Annotated in this window: 26 protein-coding genes; 2 read left to right on the forward strand and 24 right to left on the reverse strand. The window is 43.3% G+C overall.

What is annotated here, in order from left to right; all coding sequences use genetic code 11:
* Positions 1 to 339: 339 nt before the first annotated feature.
* From DOT_RS20010 to DOT_RS20070, 14 genes are all read right to left on the reverse strand, one after another.
* Complete coding sequence (locus tag DOT_RS20010; protein ID WP_009622746.1) at positions 340 to 2,568, reverse strand: UvrD-helicase domain-containing protein; 2,229 nt, start codon at positions 2,566 to 2,568, stop codon at positions 340 to 342.
* Between the two features lie 188 nt (positions 2,569 to 2,756).
* Positions 2,757 to 3,089 (reverse strand): hypothetical protein, encoded by a 333-nt coding sequence (locus tag DOT_RS20015; RefSeq protein ID WP_139024258.1) that lies wholly within the window; start codon positions 3,087 to 3,089, stop codon positions 2,757 to 2,759.
* Complete coding sequence (locus DOT_RS20020; protein ID WP_009622750.1) at positions 3,031 to 4,542, reverse strand: hypothetical protein; 1,512 nt, start codon at positions 4,540 to 4,542, stop codon at positions 3,031 to 3,033. The genes DOT_RS20015 and DOT_RS20020 overlap by 59 nt, the downstream gene beginning before the upstream one ends.
* Positions 4,543 to 4,908: a hypothetical protein gene (locus tag DOT_RS20025; protein ID WP_009622752.1), complete on the reverse strand. Its 366-nt coding sequence runs from the start codon at positions 4,906 to 4,908 to the stop codon at positions 4,543 to 4,545. It abuts the gene before it with no gap.
* 13 nt (positions 4,909 to 4,921) lie between these two features.
* On the reverse strand, positions 4,922 to 5,545 hold the full coding sequence (locus DOT_RS20030; RefSeq protein ID WP_009622754.1) for a cytochrome b N-terminal domain-containing protein: 624 nt from the start codon (positions 5,543 to 5,545) through the stop codon (positions 4,922 to 4,924).
* Positions 5,542 to 5,994 (reverse strand): ubiquinol-cytochrome c reductase iron-sulfur subunit, encoded by a 453-nt coding sequence (locus DOT_RS20035; RefSeq protein WP_009622756.1) that lies wholly within the window; start codon positions 5,992 to 5,994, stop codon positions 5,542 to 5,544. The genes DOT_RS20030 and DOT_RS20035 overlap by 4 nt, the downstream gene beginning before the upstream one ends.
* An 18-nt stretch (positions 5,995 to 6,012) precedes the next feature.
* A complete protein-coding gene (nrfD, locus tag DOT_RS20040; protein ID WP_009622758.1) occupies positions 6,013 to 6,909 on the reverse strand; it encodes an NrfD/PsrC family molybdoenzyme membrane anchor subunit in 897 nt (298 codons plus the stop codon).
* Between the two features lie 144 nt (positions 6,910 to 7,053).
* Entirely contained in the window at positions 7,054 to 7,629 is a 576-nt protein-coding gene (locus DOT_RS20045; RefSeq protein ID WP_009622760.1) for a 4Fe-4S dicluster domain-containing protein, read from the reverse strand.
* Positions 7,630 to 7,651: 22 nt separating this feature from the next.
* On the reverse strand, positions 7,652 to 9,868 hold the full coding sequence (locus DOT_RS20050; protein WP_009622763.1) for a molybdopterin-dependent oxidoreductase: 2,217 nt from the start codon (positions 9,866 to 9,868) through the stop codon (positions 7,652 to 7,654).
* Positions 9,869 to 9,901: 33 nt separating this feature from the next.
* The gene (locus tag DOT_RS20055) at positions 9,902 to 10,471 is read right to left on the reverse strand and encodes a YeeE/YedE thiosulfate transporter family protein (protein WP_157998501.1); all 570 of its coding nucleotides are present in this window, start codon (positions 10,469 to 10,471) and stop codon (positions 9,902 to 9,904) included.
* Position 10,472: 1 nt separating this feature from the next.
* Complete coding sequence (locus DOT_RS20060; protein WP_009622768.1) at positions 10,473 to 11,003, reverse strand: YeeE/YedE thiosulfate transporter family protein; 531 nt, start codon at positions 11,001 to 11,003, stop codon at positions 10,473 to 10,475.
* Positions 10,993 to 11,913, reverse strand: a complete 921-nt coding sequence (locus DOT_RS20065; RefSeq protein ID WP_009622769.1) for a hypothetical protein — start codon at positions 11,911 to 11,913, stop codon at positions 10,993 to 10,995. The genes DOT_RS20060 and DOT_RS20065 overlap by 11 nt, the downstream gene beginning before the upstream one ends.
* Positions 11,914 to 12,330: 417 nt before the next feature.
* Positions 12,331 to 12,513, reverse strand: a complete 183-nt coding sequence (locus DOT_RS32780) for a 4Fe-4S binding protein (RefSeq protein WP_083824206.1) — start codon at positions 12,511 to 12,513, stop codon at positions 12,331 to 12,333.
* Positions 12,514 to 12,773: 260 nt separating this feature from the next.
* A complete protein-coding gene (locus DOT_RS20070; RefSeq protein ID WP_009622776.1) occupies positions 12,774 to 15,911 on the reverse strand; it encodes an FAD-binding and (Fe-S)-binding domain-containing protein in 3,138 nt (1,045 codons plus the stop codon).
* A gap of 448 nt (positions 15,912 to 16,359) precedes the next feature.
* On the opposite strand from DOT_RS20070, the gene DOT_RS20075 reads away from it, so the two are divergent.
* Complete coding sequence (locus DOT_RS20075; RefSeq protein WP_040413055.1) at positions 16,360 to 16,584, forward strand: hypothetical protein; 225 nt, start codon at positions 16,360 to 16,362, stop codon at positions 16,582 to 16,584.
* A gap of 78 nt (positions 16,585 to 16,662) precedes the next feature.
* Here DOT_RS20075 and DOT_RS20080 read toward each other — a convergent pair whose 3' ends face one another.
* The 6 genes from DOT_RS20080 to DOT_RS20105 form a co-directional block, all read right to left on the reverse strand.
* Complete coding sequence (locus tag DOT_RS20080) at positions 16,663 to 17,517, reverse strand: Mrp/NBP35 family ATP-binding protein (RefSeq protein WP_009622781.1); 855 nt, start codon at positions 17,515 to 17,517, stop codon at positions 16,663 to 16,665.
* 18 nt (positions 17,518 to 17,535) lie between these two features.
* Positions 17,536 to 17,898, reverse strand: a complete 363-nt coding sequence (locus tag DOT_RS20085; RefSeq protein ID WP_009622782.1) for a NifB/NifX family molybdenum-iron cluster-binding protein — start codon at positions 17,896 to 17,898, stop codon at positions 17,536 to 17,538.
* Between the two features lie 66 nt (positions 17,899 to 17,964).
* Complete coding sequence (locus DOT_RS20090) at positions 17,965 to 18,888, reverse strand: ATP-binding protein (protein WP_009622784.1); 924 nt, start codon at positions 18,886 to 18,888, stop codon at positions 17,965 to 17,967.
* Positions 18,885 to 19,760, reverse strand: coding sequence for an ATP-binding protein (locus DOT_RS20095; protein ID WP_009622786.1), 876 nt, complete (start codon positions 19,758 to 19,760; stop codon positions 18,885 to 18,887). Before DOT_RS20095 ends, DOT_RS20090 begins: the two co-directional genes overlap by 4 nt.
* 42 nt (positions 19,761 to 19,802) lie before the next feature.
* Positions 19,803 to 20,174: a NifB/NifX family molybdenum-iron cluster-binding protein gene (locus DOT_RS20100; protein ID WP_009622788.1), complete on the reverse strand. Its 372-nt coding sequence runs from the start codon at positions 20,172 to 20,174 to the stop codon at positions 19,803 to 19,805.
* Between the two features lie 86 nt (positions 20,175 to 20,260).
* On the reverse strand, positions 20,261 to 20,677 hold the full coding sequence (locus DOT_RS20105; protein ID WP_009622791.1) for a MerR family transcriptional regulator: 417 nt from the start codon (positions 20,675 to 20,677) through the stop codon (positions 20,261 to 20,263).
* Between the two features lie 351 nt (positions 20,678 to 21,028).
* Here DOT_RS20105 and DOT_RS20110 point away from each other — a divergent pair, with 351 nt between their 5' ends.
* Complete coding sequence (locus DOT_RS20110) at positions 21,029 to 21,499, forward strand: HAD hydrolase family protein (RefSeq protein WP_009622792.1); 471 nt, start codon at positions 21,029 to 21,031, stop codon at positions 21,497 to 21,499.
* 95 nt (positions 21,500 to 21,594) lie between these two features.
* On the opposite strand, the gene DOT_RS20115 is transcribed toward DOT_RS20110, so the two are convergent.
* The 4 genes from DOT_RS20115 to DOT_RS20130 all read right to left on the reverse strand — a co-directional run bounded on the left by DOT_RS20115 (position 21,595) and on the right by DOT_RS20130 (position 24,112).
* On the reverse strand, positions 21,595 to 22,449 hold the full coding sequence (locus DOT_RS20115) for an Mrp/NBP35 family ATP-binding protein (protein WP_009622794.1): 855 nt from the start codon (positions 22,447 to 22,449) through the stop codon (positions 21,595 to 21,597).
* Between the two features lie 109 nt (positions 22,450 to 22,558).
* Positions 22,559 to 22,930 (reverse strand): NifB/NifX family molybdenum-iron cluster-binding protein, encoded by a 372-nt coding sequence (locus DOT_RS20120; RefSeq protein WP_009622796.1) that lies wholly within the window; start codon positions 22,928 to 22,930, stop codon positions 22,559 to 22,561.
* Between the two features lie 70 nt (positions 22,931 to 23,000).
* The gene (locus DOT_RS20125; RefSeq protein ID WP_009622798.1) at positions 23,001 to 23,489 is read right to left on the reverse strand and encodes a DUF134 domain-containing protein; all 489 of its coding nucleotides are present in this window, start codon (positions 23,487 to 23,489) and stop codon (positions 23,001 to 23,003) included.
* A gap of 257 nt (positions 23,490 to 23,746) precedes the next feature.
* Positions 23,747 to 24,112 carry a hypothetical protein gene (locus DOT_RS20130; RefSeq protein ID WP_009622800.1) on the reverse strand — a complete coding sequence of 122 codons (366 nt, stop codon included), beginning with the start codon at positions 24,110 to 24,112 and terminating at the stop codon, positions 23,747 to 23,749.
* Positions 24,113 to 24,215: the final 103 nt, after the last annotated feature.

Here is a 24,215-nt window from a genome sequence, read left to right on the forward strand (position 1 = left end):
AACCTTACAGAATATTTATATCATTATTTTAGCCTCTGTGTCAAGTTAACCTTACATAATCCATTGTGAAAAATTAACTCATCACTGACGACTGGTTTCCGCGGTTTAAGGTGCTGTTGCCGAGCTAATCGTGCTATTAACTAATCGTTATCACATTCTTTTTCAGCATGACTCAAGTATAATCTATAATATAATCTTCTAAGACAAGTTGTGTAAGAAATAATAAATTTTATAAGGAGGAAATAAGATGGGTGCCAAGATATTAGGCATATCAGGAAGTCCTGTACCTAACAGCAATACTGATTAGTCATGCAAGTATTGAAATCAATGTTTTGATCATTAAAGCAAGGGACTCTTATCTCCTTTGTAATAAATAACCAATCGATGGAGTGCTCGAGTACAGGCAATGTACAGTAGTTGTCTATCAAAATCACTTGCATAGTTTTCCTTATTAACATCGTATACGATCACAACATCAAATTCTAATCCCTTTGCCATATAAGTTGGAATGACTAAGGCACCTTTTATAACTTCTCCGCCTCGAGGTTTAATAAGTGTTAGTTGCACCGATTTTTTCAAGCGACTAAACACCTTTTCTGCATCCTCTTGAGTTTTGCATACGACAGCAACGGATTCATACCCTTGCTCTGTATATTTCGCTATATCTTCTATGATCGACTGATCGATCGCCTCTATTGTTTCTTGATGGATAAGCCGGGGTTCCTCACCATACCGTTCAATAGAGCAATAATCGTGTTGAGTACCTTCACCTAGTAGATCCTGTGCGAAGGTGTTGATTTCACATGTTGATCTATACCCTTTATTTAAAGACAGCTTTATCGTCTTACCTTTATTGAGTATCTCAGAAATATTGTCATATAGTGAACAGTCTATTGGTTTTTCAATCGTCTGATGAATGTCTCCTAGGACAGTATAAGTTGCATTTTTGTACAAAATCTTAAAAATCTCGTATTGTAGAGGACTATAATCCTGGGCTTCATCAATGACCACATGTTTGATCCCGGAAACCACATCATTCCCTTCGACTTTTAACTTCAGATAAAGAAGGGGAGCGTAATCTTCATAATGCACTTGCCCCTCTCGCAGATTTTGAAGAGTTGTCGAAATAATTTCTTGAATAGTCTCTGGAAGTTTGAGACCTTGCGACAACTTGAGCAAAAGCCCACGGTTCTTGAAAAGCAGTGTGTATAAGTGTCCGTAATCAACGTTCGTGAATTTTTGAATTCGCTCCCGAAAAGCTACGGCTTGTTTAATGGCTAATAATCGGCTGAATGACTTAATTTCAAACTCATGCCCTTCACTTTTCTCCACAATCTTTTCCAAACGCTTAAGTCTCTTTTTCTGTAATGGATGAACCTTTTTCATAAGGATTCTTTCGATCATTTTGAGCTGTTTTGCAATCGGAGTACCAATTTCATTGTGTAGAAAACGGTTCTTTAGCTGTTGCCTCGTCGCTAGAATTGTTCCGTTATAATAGACATCCTCAAAGACAATAAGCCGATGCGCGTAATACCATAATAGTCTATCAAGAATCTGCTTAAATACCCTCGAACCCTTAAAATCGATACTTTGCTGCCTTCGGTCATCACCAGTCTTCGCTCGGGAATGTATCAATGATTCAAGCTGCATATCCCGTGTTTCTTCCCCAAATCGACCTTGAAAAGCCTCTAAGACTAGATCGTCAAAGATGCTTTGCCTTACGTTTTCTTCCCCCAGCTCAGGGAGGACACTCGAAATATAATGACTAAAAACGGAGTTAGGAGATATTATGATGACATCCTTGGATCGTAGATTGGAATTAAGACCTTCATAGAGGAGGTAGGCAATTCTATGCAGAGCAATCGATGTTTTGCCACTACCCGCTACACCTTGGACGATTAACAGCTCATGATCCCTATCCCTAATAATTACGTCTTGTTCCTTTTGTATCGTTTCGATAATATTTTTCATTTTGGCAGAGGTATTATGACTTAGTACTTCCTGCAGTATTTCATCGGTAATCCTGACACTGCAATCAAAAAAGTATTTCAGCTTTGAATTTCGAATTTTATATTGCCTTTTCAAGGAAACATCTCCCCGACTAATGCCTGCCGGAGTGTCAAACATTACTTCACCTAGTTCATACCTATAAAATATACTTGAAATAGGTGCGCGCCAGTCATAAACGTAGACTTGACCAGTATTCCTATCCAATAGATTATAAAGGCCAATATATATCTTTTCTTTTTCACCAAAACCTTTTTCTATAAAGTCAAACCGGCCAAAGTAAGGTGAGTTTATCAATTTCTTAAGGTTCTTGATACGCTGGGGATTGTAACTTGAGATATGATTATTAACTTGCATAAGATGCAGGTTTATATCGATAAGACTCTCAAAGTCACTCGAAACATGAACGGTATTTTCATACATATCCTTTCTAGCGGCAATTAAATCACTCTTTTTCTCTTCTAACTTCTTCGCTTCCTTTTCCACTTCTTCATTGATAAAAGCCAATGTCTTCCTAAGATAATCGATCTCCTCCTGATGATTTTCTTGGTAACTGTCCATTGGATCACCCTCCTAAACTAAAGAATCTCGGAAAAACCATTTGACATTCCTATAGTCTTTGTGATATGATACTAGTAAGAGGTATCGATTACACTTGGTTATGTGTCCATTTCTTATTATATACTAAATACGTCTTCAAGTATAGTGAAAGTTAAAAAAGCCAGTTTCGAAATGACTTTCCCCTATTTTCATCCCATTCTTAAATTTAAAAACAAAATGCGTTGTGTGAGAATTTCAATCTTCTCATCCAACGCATTAAATATTTCTTCGCCAAACTCTTTAAGTAGCGAATTCCTGCTGTTTATTGTCTCTAGGATTTCATCAAACCTTTGTTTCATAAATTTTTGGTCTGTAGATTGGGCAGACCATTCTCCATTTCTACCGAAAATACCCCCGTTCCACGTTGTACCCGTACTTGTCGTCTGCTTTGAGTTAACTGTTCTCGAATCATTTTGCAAGAGTTCACGGATGCTGGGCACTTTGGTCATGACATTTATGGCACGAATCTGCTCCTTGCTCATCGAGGGTTTGCTCACATTTACTGCCATAAACTAAAGGCACATTAAATGTTTTCCCTGTAATACGACTGCTTTGAATCCAATTATCTCCTTTATGTCGCAAGAAAGGCAATTCTTCGTCTTTAACAGTCCTTACGATTTCATCCCCAATCTGCAATGCTGGAAATTGAGAATTCGTTATTTGCTCTTCAAAGGCCAGATCATTCAGATTCTCAATTTTCTTAGTTAAGGGAAGTCTTTCTTTTGTACCGTGACAATCAAGACATTGCAGATGAACAGCATCATATTGAGATGTATGCAGCTTGTCATCTCCCATGACATCCCGTCTTGTATGACAATCAATACAATCAAGACTTACTTCACATCTTGCGAAAATCTCACCCGGCAAATAGTAATCGCTCAAGCGATCCGCCCAAGTCGTATCTCCTGCTTTCCAATCACTCACAACCTTAGCCATATCAGAACGAACGGAAAAGCTCATTTTGAGGGCATCATGGTTCCCTTGGTTATGACATTGATTACACTGAGTGTACGGAATTTGTGTCGTTAAACGATGGACCATTCCGTGGCCAATATCATTTGCTTTAATGGTCGTATCATCCCCGATATATGTATGAGTAGGGTTGGTCAAGACGTGACATGCTTCACACCCATTACCTTGTACTTTGTCATTATCTCCGTTCTGCCCGTTGCTCTTAACTTGAGCAGTTCCTTGTTGAGTATTAGATGAAGTTAGACCTTGGGGTACAGGCAGATTTCCTTCGCTTTGATGACATTGACTTAGGCAGTCCTCTTTAAACCCTCTTTCGCTGGGTTGCCCCTGGAGAGGATGAGGATAAAGTGAGGCCACTTGGCCCTTCGCGAGTCCGGGAACATCTTTAGTTTTGTCTAGGCCAAACATCATACGGACGACACTTAGCTCTCCTGCTTTAGTAGACATAATTGAAGTTTTAACTAAATCAACTTCATTTTTTGCTTGTTCTTGGTTATTAGCATGACAAGATATTCCATTTCCTCCTGTCCCTCCACAACTTAAAGAAGCTACATTTAATGAGCCCGGATGACTGCCGCCGTACATTTGAGCGTGAGCAGTCGTTTCGTCAAGTGACAGAGGATTTCCACCATGGCAAACCACACACCCAAACGTATTGCTCGGATGGGAGCTTGATATTTCTTCAATACCAATATGGCAAGTTTTACAGCGTTCAACCTTACCATTTGGCAGAATAAGATCAATAATCTCCGGCTTGCGATTTTGATAACTTGCTATTTGTAGCTCAACCTGCTTTTTCTTATTTTCATTATCAATAGCTCCAAGTTGAACTTGCAGCTCCGAAATTTGCTCGTTAAAATATTCTTTTTGATAATCGCTCCATTCGGGAGTCCTCCCCTGCTTCAGGGTTAGAATAACCATCAGGATCAGAAAAAGGCTGGCCAGCAGGAATGTTTTCTTCATTTATATCCACCAAAATTCTTTCATCATAAACCAGATCAGCAGGAGAATAACCGTGCCGCAGAGAATCATAAAAATCCTCTGACCTGACTTCACACCCCAATAATCAACAATCCAAGGTAGTCCAGCGAGCCCTGCGATGAAGATCAGAGGGAAAACAAGAGCGCCTAACCACGGTGGGAGATAGAGCAATAGGATTTGAAACGGACCAAAGATCCACGGAGCAACTGCATGCGCAACAGAGGGCGCCTGATTGCTTGTTCCGATTCCTGCCGCAAACTTTAAAGCCAGGACCTGACAAAAAACAAGAAAAAATATCGAAGCTATTCCCTCTTTTTCGATGAGATGTTTAATTGGCGAACGGGCCATTATGGACTCCCCCCTAGAGCGGGCGTACTCCCCCGTCACGACGGATACGCCAAAAGTGATAAAGTTGTAAGAACAGAGCAAATATAGGTAGGCCAACACAATGCCATACATACACCACTAGGGTACTTCCGCTTAAAGCAGAAGGTTCTCCAAACATAATCTGCGCAAGTCCCTTCCCCATACCAGGAATTAATCCCAATATATTAACAGCGACTGTCGCTGCTGCACCACTTTCTTGTGACCCAATAAGCAAGTAACCAGTAAAATCCAGAACCAAGATTAGAATCAGTAGGGCCACACCTATAAGCCAATTCAGTTGCTTGGGAGATTTATAGGAATGAGTCCAAACGACACGCAGCATATGGAGATTAACTGTGACAACCATGAGCTGACCCGCCCAATAATGCAAATTTCTAATCACGCTACCATAGGGAATTACAGAGGCTATCGTTAGTATGCTACCGAACCCAGTACTATCTCCTGGCTGATAATGAAACATCAGAAGGAAACCAGTAACCCCAAGTATCACAAAAGCTAGGAAAGATAACCCTCCCAGGCAGAACGTATAAAGTATTGTGAGGACTCCATCAGGAATGAATCGTGGCCTAATATGGTTAACAAAGTTTTGATCTTTCATGCCCGATAATCCATCTCTACTTGTTGAGCGGTATTGATCATTAACGATCCATCCGGTTTGATTTCCACGGCCGCTCTCTGCAAAGCTTTAGGGGCAGGCCCTGAAAGGGGCCTGCCCTCGACATCATAAACACTCCCGTGACAGGGGCAAAGCCATTCTTTTCTATTCGGATGATAAGTAACCTCGCAGCCGAGATGCGTACAGGATGCTACCAAAGCCATCGCTCCTCGAGAATCTCGCTTGACCCACACCCGAGCAGTGGCTGCACTTTGCCAGTCACTGTTTTTATCAAGCGGTTTGTTATAAACCACTAAAGGAGACTGCAGTTGGTCTTCTTTACTCGTCAGATATTTAACTAGAGGGTCAATTGACAAGGTACTAGCAGCGATAATTCCGAACCATCCTAAGCGTAACACCGCTCGTCTCGTCCATTCTATTTGTTTTGGCATCAGATTTCCTTGCCTCCTCTAGTTAAACCAACCACTCCATTGTCCCGCATAGGTAATTACGAAACGCACAAAAAATCCTCCAAATAAGACCAAAAAACTACTGCTAATGGTAACCGGCAATGCCCACTTAACAGGAATTTTGTCCTTAAGTTCCATCAACTCCAACGCTAACGGAATAATCAGACCTAACCCTACAATGAGCAACCAGAAAATCCAGGCAAAAGGTCCAATTAACAAATTGCTAAAGGCAGACGATACACTGAGTGAGTTCGTTCTCCCCATGACTATCATTGTTAGTATAATCAAACACTCCAGGATTATCAATATCGCATCTGCCTTAGTTAATAGGTGTAATTCCCTATGCCTAGCCCGTTGCCAAGGGCTGAGAGCAGCAATCAAGATCACGGATGCCACACCTGTCGATAAAGCAGAAACCAAAAACAGCACTGGAAGCAAAGGGGCCGTCCAGAGCGGGCGAACTGCAGCATTAAGCAGGACACCCGTGTAAGAGGCAACGCCCACGGACAAGACGGGCATGAACTTTGCCAATCTTTTTTTCCACGTTTGAGGATTTCTCAATCCAAGGACTTGATAGTTTTCTGGAAGCCAAAGGTAAAGGTAGATGACACTTAAAAAGGTAAAGAACAGAATTGCCCAACTCCCGTAGGACATCGGAGACCTTACTTGCAGAGTAAGAAATAGCCGATAAAAGTTAAACGGACTACCTAGATCAAGTAGAAGGACGCCTAACCCCAAAGAAATCGGGAAGGGCGAAATATAGGCACCGAAGCGACTAACACGCTCAAATTCTTGGCCACCATAGAGAAAGGCAAAATTGGACGTTACCATTGCCCCTGCACTCAGCCCTGCAGTGAAGAGGTAAATAACGATCATTAGTCCCCAAGTTAATTCCAAGCAGCATACCTCCTAAACATTTATCCACTTCCAAGGCACCCACTACGATAAGTGGGTGTTCCATGATCTGCCTCGATTCAGGTAGACTCCACCTGCGCCGCCAAGTGTTCCTTTTAGAAGGTGCGGCTTTGGCGAAACCCTAGTTCACTCCCCCTGAGGAATTTCTGGAACGGCTTCATCAATATAATAAATATTTGGGCCAGTTCCCACCTGTTTTAACAATTGCCGAGTCGGATACTTGGCAATCAATTTTGAGACGATACTATTCGGGTCGTTGAGGTCTCCTGCTTGGCGCGACTTTCCTAAGCACGTTTGAACGCACGCCGGTTCTAACCCTTGCTCAAGGCGCTGCCAGCAAAAAGTACACTTATCGGCCTTTCCAGTCACAGGATTAGGAAAACGGGCGTCATACGGGCAAGCTACAATACAATATTTGCACCCGATACATTTACTGTTTTCGACTATTACGATACCATCTACCCGTTTTTGAGAAGCCCCTGTTGGACAAACCTTTACACAAGGTGGGTGCTCACAATGCATACAATTACCCGGTTGAAAAATTTCCTTAACATTAGGAAACTGTCCCTGAACTCCGCTGCTTTTTACCCAATTACGCTTATTTCCGAGTGGCACATCATTTTCCGCGCGACAAGCCACCATACAAGCATCGCAATCGATACAGCGTGAAGTAATAATGACGAATCCCATGCGAACAGCCATATTTTTTCCTCCTACGCCTTCCCTATGCCTTTCTCACCGTTACAAAGGTTTCACTTAAGGAAGAACCCCCTGAAATCGGATCCGTTACGGTTTTGTGCAGGGCCGAATCACTCGCTCCAAGGCCATAAGCGAACTTAAGCCCTTTGCTTACGTGCCCAAATCCTCCGACCATAAAAATGCAATCAGGTCGTATACCCTCGGTTACATAAGCTTTAATGCTAACCTTTCCAACCTCGCTCTCCACAACCACATCATCATCCGTCTTGACACCAATCTTTTTGGCAACCGATGTATGCAACCACGCACGATTGACAGAAAAAACTTCCAGTAGCCAGCGATTGTTCTGGGTGAACATTTGCGAATGCTGAGCCGTCTTCCCCGTTAAGAGGTAATATTGACCTTCCTCTGGCCGTGGCGGCTCATTCCAAGTCGGTACAGCCTTCTTACCCATTTGAACCATTATACCCGATGAGATTTCGATTTTCCCGCTACTCGTTTGGAACTCGAAATCTTTGGAATGGTCCTCTTGGAAGTTTTTTACTTCATAGTGCCCAGCACGCTGTAAATCCTGTAAACTCACTGGAAAAGGCTTGAGTTGCCTAGACAAAAGATCCACTTCATCCTTATATGGCAGGAATTCTCTCAAGCCTAATTTTTCGGCCAATTCCTTATAAATAATTAAACTACTTTTGGTGTCATAAAGGGGCTCGATCACTGGCTGACGAATAAAAATTTTATTTCCAATTGGAATCAAGCCGTCATATCGTTCGAGATAGCTGGATTCAGGCAAAATCACATCAGCATAATACGCTGTATCACTTGCTTGAATATCGATCACCGCAACAAAATCCAACTTCATAAGAGCATTGATAGTTTTTTGTCGTTCTGGAATGGAAAGCACTGGATTTTGCCTGGAAATCAACCACCCTTTAGCCTCATAGGGTTTGCCTGTCAAAATATTATCCCGCATCGTCTGAATAACGCCATAGGCTAAAGGAACCATGGGATACTGCCAAGGCACTCCATCCAGACGCATCCCCTGAGCCGGTGGAAAAGGGGGATGAGACAAAACTCCAAGCTTGGCCGTACTCATTTCTTGATCGGGAATCAGTCCACCGGGCTGTGCCCAATTACCTATAAGGGCATTGAGCACGGCAATCGCCCGCTCGTTTTGGAATGAATTAGTAAAATTAGAAGTTCGCCAGTTAGGATGTGCTATAGCCGCGGGAGCAGCAGCAGCAAAGTCCCGGGCAATACGCCGAATCGTCGTCGCAGCTACTTCACACTTTTTCTCCGCCCATTCAGGGGTATAGTCTTTCACTTCTGTGACTAAATCTTCAAAACCTTGAGTATAACGGTTGATAAACGGTTCATTGTACAACTTTTCCGTAATGATCACATTAATCATCCCTAAGAAAAAAGCGGAATCCGTTCCAGGACGAACTGGCAACCATTCAGTAGCCTTTGCGGCCGTCTTACTAAAACGCGGATCAAGGACTACTACCTTGGCACCCCTGGCCACCATTTCGATCATTTCCTGAGTTTCATTATTCGAAATCCCTTCCGCCAAATTTCGCCCCGTAAAAATTATATACTTGCAATTGCGATAATCAGTGCCTGGTTGAGGCATACCGTACGTATACAGAAACCCCGTCGTCATGGCATTGAAGCATAAACTTCGTTGAGTTCCGTAATTAGGGGTGCCATAAGCTTTAAGAAGAATTTCGAAAAATGGTTGAGAGAGGTTGTCCGTGGAATTAAACATCATCGCCTTAGCGCCATAATTGTCTTTAATCTTCTTCATTTGCTCAGCAGTATAACTTAAAGCCTCATCCCAAGAAGTCCTGCGCCACAAGCCGCTCCCTCGTGCTCCTGCTCGGATGAGTGGAAATTTAATTCGATCCGGACTATACAACGTTTCAATGCCGGCATTCCCACGCGGGCACAATTTCCCTAAATTGTTTGGATGATTTGGATTACCTTCCAACTTTTTCACGACGCCGTTTTCAACCTTAGCAACTACTCCGCACCGCCATACACATTGCTCACAAATGGTGGTAACATGCTTTACACCCTTAGCTGGTGTCTGCGCAGGACTATCATTTATTCCCAAACTGGATTCAGGTGCCAGTAGACCTATTCCAGCAGTAGCTGAAGCGCCAAGGGCTGCCGTAGCGACTGTTCCTTTGATAAACTGACGGCGGCTGAACAATTGGTCCCAGGTATAAACTTTGGACACATTGTCCCCTCCTTTCATTCAGCATTTGATGCTTTAGGATTCTATAGAAGGTTTTTTTTCCGATTCCTTAGAACTTTCCGCAATTTTTGAACCTACATAGAAAACGCCTGTACAAAGAACAAAGAGTCCAATAAATAGCCAGTGGTTGACATGCCAAAGCTCCGCGAGAGTTTTTTGTCCATAGTCACCAATGGTCGAGATTTTCAAAAAAAACGATTGATAGGTAGCCCCAAATAATATACCACCGGTCAAAAAACCCAAAAGTCCAGGAATCAAGTAGTCTAAATTACCCTGACCACAACCTGTGATCAATGTACCCGGTCATGTGCCGGCTAAAGCCATTCCCACCCCAAACATGAGTCCGCCCAGTAAATTACCGAAAATATAAGTGGACGAAACTTGATCCAACTGGATAAAACCTAGATCTTTCAGCGTATAGAGACAAACTAGTCCCACGGAGATCCCCGTCATCATAAACTTCATGACCGTATTATCTTTAAAGCGGAATTGATTGACGATTTTATGATAGTGTCCTAGCCCAGCCTTTTGGAGGGCAAAGGAGAAGAAGAAACCAATAACTATGGGGACAACGTAAGTCATCATCTTAATAATCCCCCCCATACAAAATCTTAGTCGTAATAATTCCCGACACGAACAACCCGCCAATGAAGATTAGCCCCGCAGGAGATAGTTGCATTGTACCTGAGATAGCTAAGCCACTGGTACACCCACCGGCAATACCTGCGGAATACTCAATGATAATCCCACCGATAAAAATCATGCTCCAGCGTTTGAGCTTACTTGGTCCAAATACCTGCGTCCATTGCTGATCCGGCATCATTCTAAATTTGAAGTCTTTGGACCAGATACTGGACGTAAAAGCACCTAGGAGCATTCCTACAAACAACAAAATCTGGAAGCTCAAGACCGGCGGCATCTGAAATTTAAAATACATCGAATTAGCCAAGCTTGAATGAAATAGTTTCAAGAGCATACTATCAATGTTTTCTAGCCCACCCGATGAGCCAATTGTTTTGTCCACCAAAACATAGGAAGCAGTGGCCGTCAATCCCAAAAGTACCCCTGCTGCCCAAGGGGACCATATTTTTAGCTTCATTTTTTCATTAAAGGCCAAGGTGCTCTCCCTCCTTTACATTCTTCATGACATCACTCAATGAAGATAAGGACTTTAGTTCATTTTCATTGAACCTTTGAAGTTGTGCTTGTACCTTTTCGGGCAAGTGCGACACGGCCTGTAATAATTGACGGCCTTGTTCCCGTTTGAGAATTTCTTGCAGGGCCAAGACGGTCTCTATATCTCCCTCTAATAACAGGGAGAACACTTCTTGCGCTTCAGGAGGAAGGGAATGATAGGGAACATTGTTTTGTCTTCCTTTCAAGAAAGACCATGGCCAAAACCCTTTTTTCCATCTCCAAATAAGAACCGCCAAAAGCATAAGAATAAACGCATTTATTATGCCAATAACCCACGCTAGCCAAGGGACCATATCACGTACATTAAAATCAATTAAATCAAAATTAGGATTAGCACTGGGCGGAATCTGGGTAGCAGCCTCGGACGGAGTAATTGCTCCAGCCTCGGAGGAAGTTGCAGAGGTTCCGGGTGCGGGTGCTCCTGAGGCAGAAGTTGCGCCTCCAGTAGAATTTGAACTACCAGTCACCGTGCCGCCATATTTAGCAACCCGGGCCGCGCTATCCGAGGGGTGGCACGAGGCACAAGATTGGTCAGGTTGAGCTAAAGGCTTTGCCACGACTCCAACATGAGCTTTTGCTTTATCAGTCTCTGTGGCCACTCCCAGATGGCAGGCTTGACAAAAATCCCCAAAGGCATGCTGGATATGCCAATTGCCCTTTTTCGAGACAGGATCTTCTCCCTTAACCTCATGGCAGGTTTTGCAGGAGGAGGTGGATGCACCACAAGCGGCCTCGGTAACTTTTGGCGTTAAAAGCCAAAAAGACCCAACAAGCACGACACTGAACAGGCCAAAAAATAAGGCTAATAAAGACCATTTCTTATTATTCACGTTTGCTCCTCACCTCACAAGTTAAATTTCAGTTGCTAAAGCTCTATTGTCTAAGTACCACCTCCATAGGCCATTTTAAACGCCATGCATTCCTCCCCCCGGGGGTTGGGTTGGATATCGTTTCACTTAGAATACAACGAAATAATCAATAGGTCAATATAGATTTACTAATGTATTTTATATTTCTGAATATTAAAAATATTTTCCGTATGCTCGTTTAGCTAGAGCTGAACATCGAGACTTCTGGGGAGAAGTCTTCTAGGAGTCTGCCTCCTCAGAAACAGAATAAGGAACATGAATCTAAAGGGTGGGAGTCTCCAATAAAAAGAGGAACCTCTTAATTAAGTTCCTCTCACTAGTCATAGTCAATACCCCAGCCATGGACAATTTTTAGCTTGTCACTGGGATATTACTATCTTATATCGCTTGCAATGCTCCCATCGGGCAATATTTTACACATTTCTGGCATTTAGTGCATTTCTCATCGTCTATGGTCGGCGCGTCAACTCCATATTGTCTAATAGCTGAAACTGGGCAAACTCGAATTGCAGGACATGAATGATTCTGAGGACATCTTTTTTTGTCGACCGATATTTGCATGAAAGCCACTCTCCCTATAAAGATTGATTTCTTGTTTTTCTTTCAATAACTTATATTCTTCATCCGATCCCCCTATACCCCCGGTAGGTATATATGAAGTTTAGCTCAATCCTAATTATTTGTCAACATAGAATTTGTGTCAGAATTTGCCACCATATACTGTAATGTTTAAGCACTAATAAAAATAGGGCCAGGATAGTTTTTATACTCCCTGACCCATTGTTCCAAAGCCGACTATACTGTTCAAGTATATCAAAATGCTACTTAGCTGCTATTTTTTTGTTTTTAGTTGCGGAAGTTTCGGCGACCGAAAAAGCTGCAGCGGGGATCTGCCCGGTTTTAATATATTCGATCATCATAGGAGTTATATGAGGTACGAGTTGAGGCAGCAAGTTTGACATTAAGGAATCCATGGTTTTTGGCAGCAGGTCTGGCATCAGTTCCTCCATATCCTTAGGCAGCGGACCGACGCGGCGGGAAACCTCAGCCAGCATATCAGGCATAACCTTGGGCATGATCCCGGGGACTAACATCGGCATCATTACAGGCATCATTTTTCCCATCAAGGCCAAGCCGCCGGGGATATATTTCATAGCATTCATCATTGGCACCATACCTGCAGGCATGTTAGCAAACATCTGCGGAAGCAAGGCTCCCATAATCTTAGCCATATTTTCAGGATACATAAGAATGATAAATTTCTCGAAATAGCCCCACATTTCCAACGAGAATTCAGTTTTATCTTCGGTTTCAAAGCCTAACCCTTTAGCAATAAACCGAGCCAGGTCAGTTATCGGGATATTCATATTGTTGGCCTTGGCAGATGCCCTCAACTGAACTTGACAGCAGGGACAAAGAGCTAATAGGGCATCAGCATCTACATCTATAGCTTCCTGAATCCGCATCCCACCGAGTTTGGGAGCGACTGGCATTTCCCCGATCAGGGTTAAAACAGAACCACAGCACAGGCCGGTTTCACGGTTATGCTCCATTTCCACCAGTTCTACACCGGGGATAGCGGCAATCAGTTCGCGTGGAGGTTCATAGATCCCCTGAGCACGACCGGCATGGCAGGAATCATGGAAGGCAATCTTGGCTTTCACCTCATGTTCAAACTTCAGATCCCCTTTGGCTAATGCCTCAGCCGCTACTTCGGAATAATGCTTGATTTCAAAAGGAAAGTCTATCCCTTTTTTGCGTGCCAAACCGGCATAAAGCTCTTTCCAGGCCAGCCCACAGGCCGGACAGGAAGTAACGATAGTTTTCGCACCGCGCTTTTTGGCTTCAGCTACATTGTGCTCAAAAATTTCTTCGAAGAGATCCCACTTCCCGGCTATCTTCATCGGAATACCGCAGCAGGCTTCATCGGTGCCCATATAACTAAACTCAATACCCGCCTTATCTAAAATGCGTACGGTTGATATCGCCACATCACTGTTTACCATAGATGCTGTACACCCGGCAAAGTACAGGACATCGGCTTTTTCTTTAATCTTAGGCTTAATCTCTGCGGGAATCCAGTTCGCTCTTTTTTCCCGTTTACCGGCCCAGATATTCTTTTCTCCTCGGAGAGAGGACGCCATCATTTCAAAGGGCGGGAAGGTCATGCGCTTTTCTTCAGTAATTAACTTACCGCGCAAAGCCATCCAGTTATGCTCGACAGGAATGTTTAGCTGGCAACGGGTATTGCAGACCTCACAAGTGGTGCACAGGAGAAACTTATTGACCATCTCTTGGTCAAATTTTTCCCGACCCGCCAGTACTTCTCTCAAGTAGGCGTATTTGCCGCGGGGAGAATGGGACTCCCAACCACGGCCCGAGAACTGCTCACAGGTGGATACACAGTAGCCACAACGGGCACAGGCAGTAGCGAAGAAAGCAACACTTCCTGGAATTCCGTTTTGCTCTTTGGTTCTGGCAGAGAGATCACCGGTGGGAGCGGTAGCGGCATTGGCAATGGGGCGAATCAAAGGCTCAAAGGCGGAAGCCAAACCCATAATAGTATTGATTAGACCGGAGCCAATTACCTTATTGGGATTAAATAAGTTTTTAGGATCCACTTTGGCTTTGTAACTCGTCAGTTTTTGATAGCGTTCTACACCCAAAACGTTCTTGGCTTCCCCTTTGAAATACAAACCTGTGGAGTAGGCAGTACCGCCGTATTTCTTGGCAATGTTAATGACCGACAGGGCCAGAGCATAAGCTGGGTTAAAAGCAAAGGAACGTTCATCATGTGGAATAAAACCCAGGATAGTTACTTTATCACCTTTACCCACCATCCCTTCAGCAATAAAGGGTTGTTTGATTTTCATGGCAATATCGTTTAAAACATCTGTCAAGTTTTCTGTTGGCACAATAACTTCAGTGGTAATAATGGAAGGGCCAATCCGCTTTAAACGCATAGGGGCAAACCGCAGATCCCATTCGTGCTCAGCTACTTCTGAAGATAATTCTTCACCTTTATTGGCCTTGATGATTGCCACCAAAGCGGTATCGATGACTGAGTGGCGATTTTCGGGATAAGCTATGATCATCACATAGGATTCCGGGAGCCTAGGAGCAACATGCGAATTAGCTTCCTCGTAGGGATGGCCATGTTTGTGGGGGAGTTTTTTCTTCAACCGCAGAGATTCCGGATTGAGAAAAGTGATGGACCAGATGGGCAATTTTTTTTGTGAAATAGTCTTTAGGGCATCACCTAATGATTTGGCGTCTTTAAATGCAAAGGCCCTGTGTACCTCCAGCATTAAATCACGAACTCTGAGAGTCACTTCGGCTATAATACCGGTAATACCCTCGGCATCCGCAATATAATCGGCCAAATCCTGGCCGCTAAAATTCTGTACTTCTCCGGAAGGCATAACCACTCTGGCTGCCAAAACATTTTCCTTAAACTGGCCGTACTCATAAGAGCCAAATCCGGAACCACCTTGGGCCAACCAACCTCCAACGGTTGAGGCCGGCAGGGAGGTTGGATAAAGACGTAAATCCAATCTTTTTTTATTGATTTGTTTTTGTAGTTGCTCCCAAATAATACCTGGCTGTACGCGAACGATTTTTTTAGCGGAATCTACAGCAATAACCTTGCTCATGCCGCTCAAGTCCACCACAACAGCTCCCTCAGCCGGCAAAGCCCCACCGTAACCTGAAGTGGAAGAGCCTCTAGGTACGAGCTGAAGTTTTTCCTGTACAGCCAACCTTACTAACTGAACAATTTCGACTTCTTCTATGGGTCTAACCACCGCACCTGCTATCCCAACGGGTACAAATGGCTTAATTAGGGAAGGCAGAGCTCCAACGTCATAGGAATACAGTTTCCGTTCAATCATGTCTACCTTCATTCTGTCACCAAAAATCTGTTTAAGCTGGGAGGTAATTCTTTGATTCATGACTGACATACTCTTCACTCCTTGTAATATTATAATTCCGCCTCTTACAAATTCACTGAAGGCTCTACCCTAATCCCATCGCACTTTGGACAAGTTATCTCTTTCACATTCAGCCCTACCGTTTCTAAACTTGGACTACAATGTGAATAATCCGTTATGCCCCCCCCTCCCGGTTGGGGCTTTGCTTCCTTAAGGATACAACTAAACTATAACGAGGTCAAGACATATTTTCTCATATATATCTCTTTTTCATCTTTTTTCGACATTATATTCGCCTGTTGAGTTGGCGGAAATATGCTACTCCATAAGTATAAATGATATGAACTATGCCCAATCGTCATAATAATCCAACAAAACATAACTAAAAACGCATTGACCAATCGATCGTTTAGATGTATTCTAAAGAAAAACCCCACCCCCAGGGGGTGGGAATAAGAAAGAGGGCTGAGTGAGCATTATGGAGGATTTGTCGAAATTACGTATGGAGGATTTAACCCGACGCTTACGGAAGTTGTCTGAGGAACTCGATGAATTGGAAGAACAAAAAGGCTTTGTTTTAAAGCAAACTGGGATACATCTCCCTGGTCATGTGGTTAAAAAGTTTGAAGCGGATACGATCGCATTAACGAAGTCTATAGCAGAGTTGAAAGCGGAATTGGAACAACGGAAATCTAAACTGTAATAAACAACACTTCGAAAACAATAACTGGCCCTCGCAAAAGCGAGGGCCAGTTATTGTTTATGTGTATCCATTTATGACTTAAGACAAATTCTTAACACTATTCTTCTTAATTTCTTCAGCTAGTCGTTGAGCAATTTGATCAAAAGCCGAGGATTGATAATCTTCAAGTTTACCGTCATCCGATAAGGCTGTTAGAACCGGGTCAATCGGAAGCGCTCCCAAGTAGGGAATAGCATTGCGCTGCGCTTCTGCTTGGCCTTTTGGCTTACCAAAAATCTCTATCTGCTTTTTGCAATCCGGACATTGCACATACGCCATATTTTCTATCAATCCATAAATTGGAGGTTCATATTTCTGCGCCATTTTGACCGCTTTTCTTACAACCATATTCGCTAAAGCCTGAGGACTTGTCACGACAATAGTCCCATTTACGGGCAATGACTGGAATACAGTGATCGGCACATCTCCCGTCCCAGGGGGTAAGTCAATCAACAGATAATCTAAATCACCCCAAATTACATCCTTCCAAAACTGATTGACAAGTTGAGCAATCATTGGTCCTCGCCATATTACTGGGTCATCTTCGTTTTCTAACAAAAGATTTAGAGACATTACTTTAATACCAGAACGGCTTTTCGGAGCAATTAGTCCCGCCTCACTGCCATTCGCTTTTCCCTTTACTCCGAAGATTTTAGGAATACTTGGACCTGTAATGTCAGCATCCAAAATCCCAACTTTATACCCTTGCCTCATCAGACTTATGGCTAACATGCTGGTTACAGAGGATTTACCAACGCCTCCCTTACCACTCATAACTGCAATGACCTTGTGAATATGGTTTACTTTTTGAGCCTCTGTCATTTTAGGTTCATTAGAACAACTGTCAGTGGTACAAGTACCCGCTGAGGAACAACTGCTACATGCCTCGCTCACACAAACTACCTCCCTTACTTAGTGATGCCCATGATGTCCATGCTCTTGGCAGACTGACCCAGTACTCACAAGCGTTCCATTAGCATAAGACTTTGCCACATCAACTACTCTTCCTGAAGCCCCTGTTATCACTCCCAGTCCGACCGAGTTGATACCTGCGATCATACCACCGCCGATACCACCACAGATGAGCACTTCTACACCATTACGTTTAAACATACTGGCGAGTCCTTCATGCTGATGCGCGAGTCCTGCTGCGCTTAGAATTTCCACTTTGCGCGCTTCTTGACCCTCGATTTCAAACACGGTGAATTCTGCAGCTCGTCCAAAATGAGCATCTAAGACTTCACCGTTCGTTGGAATGGCTATCTTTTTGAACATATTTTCTCCTCCTATTTTGAAAACCTATATCTATAATATTCTAAGACCTTTTGTACCTCACCTAGCTTAAGACGATAGCTGTTGACCCCCTGAAGATTCCGTCAATACAGGGGAAATTTTGGCCCAGATCTCACGAATCGCCCTCGCAGCTGGACTTTCATAACGGGTAATCGGGTACCCCAAAGCGATTGCTTTGGGTACCATCGGATCGAAGGGAATTTTGCCAACTACTGAAACACCCGACTGAGAACAAGCATCCTCAATCTCCTGTGAGACCTCTATGTTGATATCCCATTTATTTATAATAACTTGTGTTGCAATCCTAAAATGAGCTGTTAATTTTAAGACTCGCTCTAAATCATGCTTTCCAGACTGAGATGGTTCTGTGACGACAAGTACCTGCTGACAGCCAGTGATGGTGGAAATCACCACACATCCGATCCCCGGAGATCCATCGATTAGCACAGCCTTGTTCTGGCATCGTGCCTCATCCCTAGCCAAGCGCCGCACTTCCGCCACTAACTTGCCCGAGCCATCCGCAGCTAAATACAACTCCGCATGAGCGAAATCTCCCACATTCGTTTCCGACAGAAATACTTTACCGGTTGCCTCTGGGCAAAGCTGAATCGCTTGAGTTGGACAAGCATAAACGCAGGCTGCGCATCCTTCACAGCGCTTAGAATCAATATAAGGGAAAACGGTCTCTCCCTGAAGACCCTCCACTGCTTGAACTTTCTCTGAGACCGCATCATAGCGACAAACTTCCTCACAGCGACCGCAATGAGTACAGTGACTAAGATTGATTCGAGCTGTCTGATTACCAACGTATTCGGCTTCTTTTTTGACATGGTGCGCCAGAACTAAATGTAAGTTGGGAGCTTCAACATCGCAGTCTGCAACAATCATTTGTTCAGCAAGCTCAGCGAAAGCTGCTGCCACCGTTGTCTTACCGGTCCCCCCCTTACCTGAAATGATGGCCATCTGCTTCATATTATTTCCCCCTCGGTTTTCCTCTGCTTGACCTCAGTTACAATCCGCTCGCCCAGCGTCTTGAATAAGTCATTCCACTTGCGATCTTGCATCAAGGATTGGCCTCGGGAATAGATTTTTGCAATTTCCAAATCAAAAGGAATACTACCTAAGAGGGTAATGCCCTCTTGAGCACAGTACTCTTGAATCAGGGTACCTTGATCATCTTTATTTTGAATAACCCCAAAATCCAAACCCATTTCACGCATGAGTCCAACAGCAATCTTTAAATCATGCAGACCGAAGAGAGTGGGCTCCGTAACTAAAATTGCTAAGTCACTTCCTTCAGCGGAATGGATCACACTGCAAGAACTCCCAGGAGGACAATCAGCTACGATTATCTCCTCCAAACTTGAAGAATGTTCCTTCTCCCTGCGATGCAAACCTCTAATCACTGGGCCAGCAAGGGATTCACCTTCTTTTAGGACACCTTGTAAGCATAGCAGACCGTCTCGTTCTCCCTCGTCAATTTTCCCAAGTGGCCGTTCCACTTCATCCACCGCCCCAACAGGACAAACGATGCCGCAGGTTCCACAGCCGTGACAAAGTTCTGGAAAAACCAAAACTTTTCCTCCGACAACAGCTAAGGCATGATATTGGCAAGCCTCGCTGCACTTTCCACAAAAAGTGCACGCTTTATTGATTTCTGGATACGGTAAAAAGACTGTTGAGGTGTCTCGTATTTGCGGACGCAAAAATATGAAACCATTCGGTTCTTCCACGTCGTAATCAACATAAGTTGTTTTTCGATAAGGAGCCCAACTTAGAGCCAAATTCACTGCTACAGTTGTTTTGCCGGTTCCCCCTTTACCACTAAGCACGGCTAACCTCATTCATATTCCTCCCTAGACAAGGCCATTCTCAGACCATTCCCTCTAACGTTCTCCGGCGTGCGCGGCTCCAGCTTCAGTGATCTGAATCAGGCGCCCCTCTTTCCAAGCCAAAATAGCCTCGCTAAGTGTCATGTCTTCGCTTGCAGTGTAGGCTGGTATATTCGCTCCGTTGATCACTCGCAGGGCATTAGGACCTAAACTACCCGTAATTAAAACCTCTACCTTTTCCTTAGCCATATATTCTGCAGCAGCGATACCTGCCCCACCGGTTCCTGATAACGCCGGATTGTCTTTATACTCCGCCGTGCTCTGTGGATCTTCAGAATCACAAAAAACAAAATACGGGCAACGTCCAAATCGGTCGTCAACAAACTTGTCGAGACCACATCCCCCTGTTGAAATTGCTATACGCATCCTAGTACATCCTTTCTTTAAAGCAAAGTAGCTATTATAATTTAATTTTGCTCAATTATTTTATTGATGTTTTAAGCAAAAATTTTTTATGTATTGCAACCACTACAACCACTGCAGCTCCTTAACATGGCACAGGAATTGCACATTTCTGCCTTATCACTTGCTACGAGACAATAAGTCCCTTCAATCTTCCAGCAAGCTTTAGATTCATTGACTGGAACAGGACTGTTTTGAGTGGCACCCCCTTTGCAATTTTGCTTATACCAGCAGAAATACATGGAAGTCAAGTGCTTTACACCAGCGATGTTCAAGCCTTTTTCATTCATAAGATATTTGATAAATTTTAGTCTTCTAACATCATTGCTTGAATATCTCCGTTGATACCCTTTCCGGTCAGGACGTATAAGGTCATTTCGCTCCCAAACCCTTAGTGTCTCAGGATGTTCTTCCAGCAACTCCGCAACAGTACCAATTGTATATAGTCCTTGGTCTTCATCAAACATAGTTTTACCATCCAAACTATTTATTTATCTAGGATATACGCTCACTCTCTCTTGAATGATTAATATGTAATTTATTATATATTGTAATTTAATATATTTCAATTATTTTATTGATGTTTGGAAACGTTTTCCGACATTAATCTGGTACCTTCTCCTTATCTGCTTGGTTGTGGTGAAGCATTCATGTATAATCAATATAACTTGCTGATTTGCCAATTCTGGCAAGAGTTGGTTCTCTATCTATTGCTTTGATGTTCATTTCAAGGTTGTTTCTCTACTTCGACCGAATCCTCTACTCGGACAGTACCTCAGCAACCATTTTTCGGTTAATGCAAAAAGGTGGTATCGTTTATGATTCAAGTGACTATTCCGGGCAAAGGGACCATGACCTTAAAAGTATTGGTCTTAGATTATAACGGGACGTTAGCCTTAGATGGAAAAATGTTTGAATCCGTTAAAGATAATCTCCTTCAGTTGTCATCATTTGTTGAGATCCACATTCTCACGGCGGATACCTACGGTACAGTGGCACGTCAATGTAAAGGATTGCCTGTTGAGGTAAAGGTGTTGGAGAGTTTAGACCATACTACCGAGAAAGCAGACTATTTATTGCAGTTTAATAACCAGGAAATTATCGCTATCGGAAACGGCGCTAACGACCAGTTGATGCTAGAACGAGCGCATTTGGGCATCGCCGTCATCGGGCTCGAGGGGGCCTCAATCCAAACTCTCCTGTCAGCTGATTTGGTTGTAAATAGAATTGAGGACGCCTTCGGCTTGCTCATAGTAACCCAACGTCTTAAAGCGACTTTAAGACGTTAAAGAATTCGACAAAGTTATCCCATAGCTACATGATTGCAAATAAAATAAGGGCCAGGAATATATGCAAAGAGCAACTCCTGGCCTTACTTTATTAATTAGGCTAGATTCTTACCGCTGTTCGTTCTAATCTGTTCAGCTAAACGTTTCGCAATTTGATCAAAGGCTGGGGATTGATAATCTTCAACTTTACCAGCATCTGATAATTCAGCTAAGGCCGGGTCAATCGGAAGTTCTCCCAGGAAAGGAATAGAATTACGCTTTGATTCTTCCTCTCCTTTTGGTTTCCCGAAAATTTCTATCCTCTTTTTACAATCTGGACATTGAACATACGCCATATTTTCAATCATTCCGTAAATTGGAGGTTCATAGTTTCGTACCATTTTAATCGCTTTACGTACAACCATATTCGCTAAAGCTTGCGGACTCGTCACCATAACGACTCCATTAATGGGTAGCGATTGGAATACCGTGATCGGTACGTCCCCTGTCCCCGGAGGCATATCGATCAATAGATAATCTAAATCGCCCCAAATTACCTCTGTATAAAACTGATTGACGATTTGCGTAATAAGTGGTCCGCGCAATATTACAGGGTCATCTTCTGTTTCGATCATAAGATTCAGAGACATTACTTTAATGCCATCACGGCTTTTCGAAGCAAGGATTCCAGTTTTACTGACACCCGCTCTTCCTGTCACTCCAAAGATTTTAGGAATACTTGGACCGGTTATGTCAGCGTCTAAAATCCCAACTTTATACCCTTGGCGCATCAAGCTTACAGCTAACATGCTGGTAACAGAGGACTTACCGACTCCTCCTTTACCACTCATAACAGCAATTACTTTGTCAATATGGCTTGCTTTTTGAGCATCTGTCAATTTAGGCTCAGTAGAACAACTTTCAGTAGTACATGTTCCTGCTGCAGAACAACTATTACACGCCTCGCTCACGGTACTGCCTCCCTTTCTAAACAACCCTTTTTCCCTAATGAATAATAGCCAAAATTTATGTTACTCTCCTGATTCTTGTTTGTCAAGTTTGTCCTTCTTGGGTCGCTACTTAATGCTGATGCCCATGATCATGGTGTTCATGTTCTTGGCAGACAGACCCAGTACTCACGAGCTTTCCTTGGGCATACGCTTGGGCCACATCCACCACATTACCTGAAGCCCCAGTGACCACAGAAAGCCCTACCGCATGAAGACCATTTATCATGCCTCCTCCGATACCGCCGCAGATAAGCACCTCAACGCCATTGCGTTTAAACATACTCGCAAGTCCTTCATGCTGATGTTGAAGTCCTGTTGCGCTCAACAACTCAACCTTGCGAACTTGGTTACCTTCAATTTCAAACACTGTGAATCCTGCAGCCCGTCCAAAATGGGCATCTACGACCTCACCATTAGTAGGAATTGCAATCTTTTTAGCCATAATTGAACCACCCTCCAATTTTATATCGAGAGCCTTTTGGCTCCTGATATCCGCCTTAAAATATGTGAATTTAAGAGTTCCCTCCGCAACAACTGCTCTGACCTAGGTTTCTGTGCTGACCGCTACTACAAGTATGCTTAAGCCCGTTGTCCAGTCTCATCTTTTTCATACTTCCACACTTTGGACAGGCTATCTCGTATCCGTATTTACCGCCAGCAGCACACGGTTCAGCCTCCCACATTAGCCCGCAATCGACGCACTCAAACACCCTATTTTTTATGACATAGTTACCACCTCGTATTATAATCGGCCTGCCTTCGACTAACGCTGTGGCAATTTTCGACCTAGCTGCCCCTAGAATTCGCTGAAATGTTGCTCTTGAAACTCCCATGGATGCTGCACACTCAACTTGATCCAAACCCACTTTGTCTTTAAGACGGATCGCCTCTAATTCCTCAAGCTGAATTAATATTTCAGGCCAACGTGACTGTCCCAGTGGAATAAAGGTTTGGCAGACTATTGTATCATCAATTAGACCACAACAACGCCGCCTTGACATTGCATCAGCCCTTTCTGAGCATATGCTCATTTAAATTATATCCAACATTGTCCAGAAAATCAAGTTTAAACAGAAAGTATGGAACGATAAGCTATGCTTTCTGACTAATATATAAAGCCCTATCCAGTCGTGGATAGAGCTTTGAACTTTATAAAAAGATTCATCAGCGCACCGCTTACTTAATCGCAAGTGTGAAACAAGGCCCTTAATAACTGATTAATGATTCGGCATCGCTAAACCTAGCTGATTTTTCATGATTAAAAACACACTAAATATATTTCGTTTCCAATTTTCTGACCTTTGACCAATTCACAGTGGCGTAGGGTAGCAAATTGATTTTCCAATTCCCAAGCTGGTAATTTAAAGTAGTCCACAAGTTCCTGCTTTGTAGCTTTACCATTGTCCTGGATATAAGTATAAAGTTTCTTTTGTAAATCGGTAAGGCCTTCTGTTCCTTTTAAACCTAATGATTCTCTATGAGCTTTTGCAGAATGCACCGCTGCTACATCGCATGTTTTAGGGGGTTGCATCGCTCCTATATAACAGTCCTCACAAAGCGTTTTGCCTCGATGGTCATAACTTTCTCCTTCAGGGATATGTTCTTGACATCTTTCGCAATTCATATGCCAGCCTCCTCCAAAGTATTATAGACTAGTTTCTATGCAACTTGTAAAAATCGGTCCAACCACTTAACACAGATCTTCTTATCACCTCTTTCTCTATAAC

Origin of the sequence: Desulfosporosinus sp. OT, assembly GCF_000224515.1 — a bacterium.
In the GTDB taxonomy this organism is placed as follows: domain Bacteria; phylum Bacillota; class Desulfitobacteriia; order Desulfitobacteriales; family Desulfitobacteriaceae; genus Desulfosporosinus.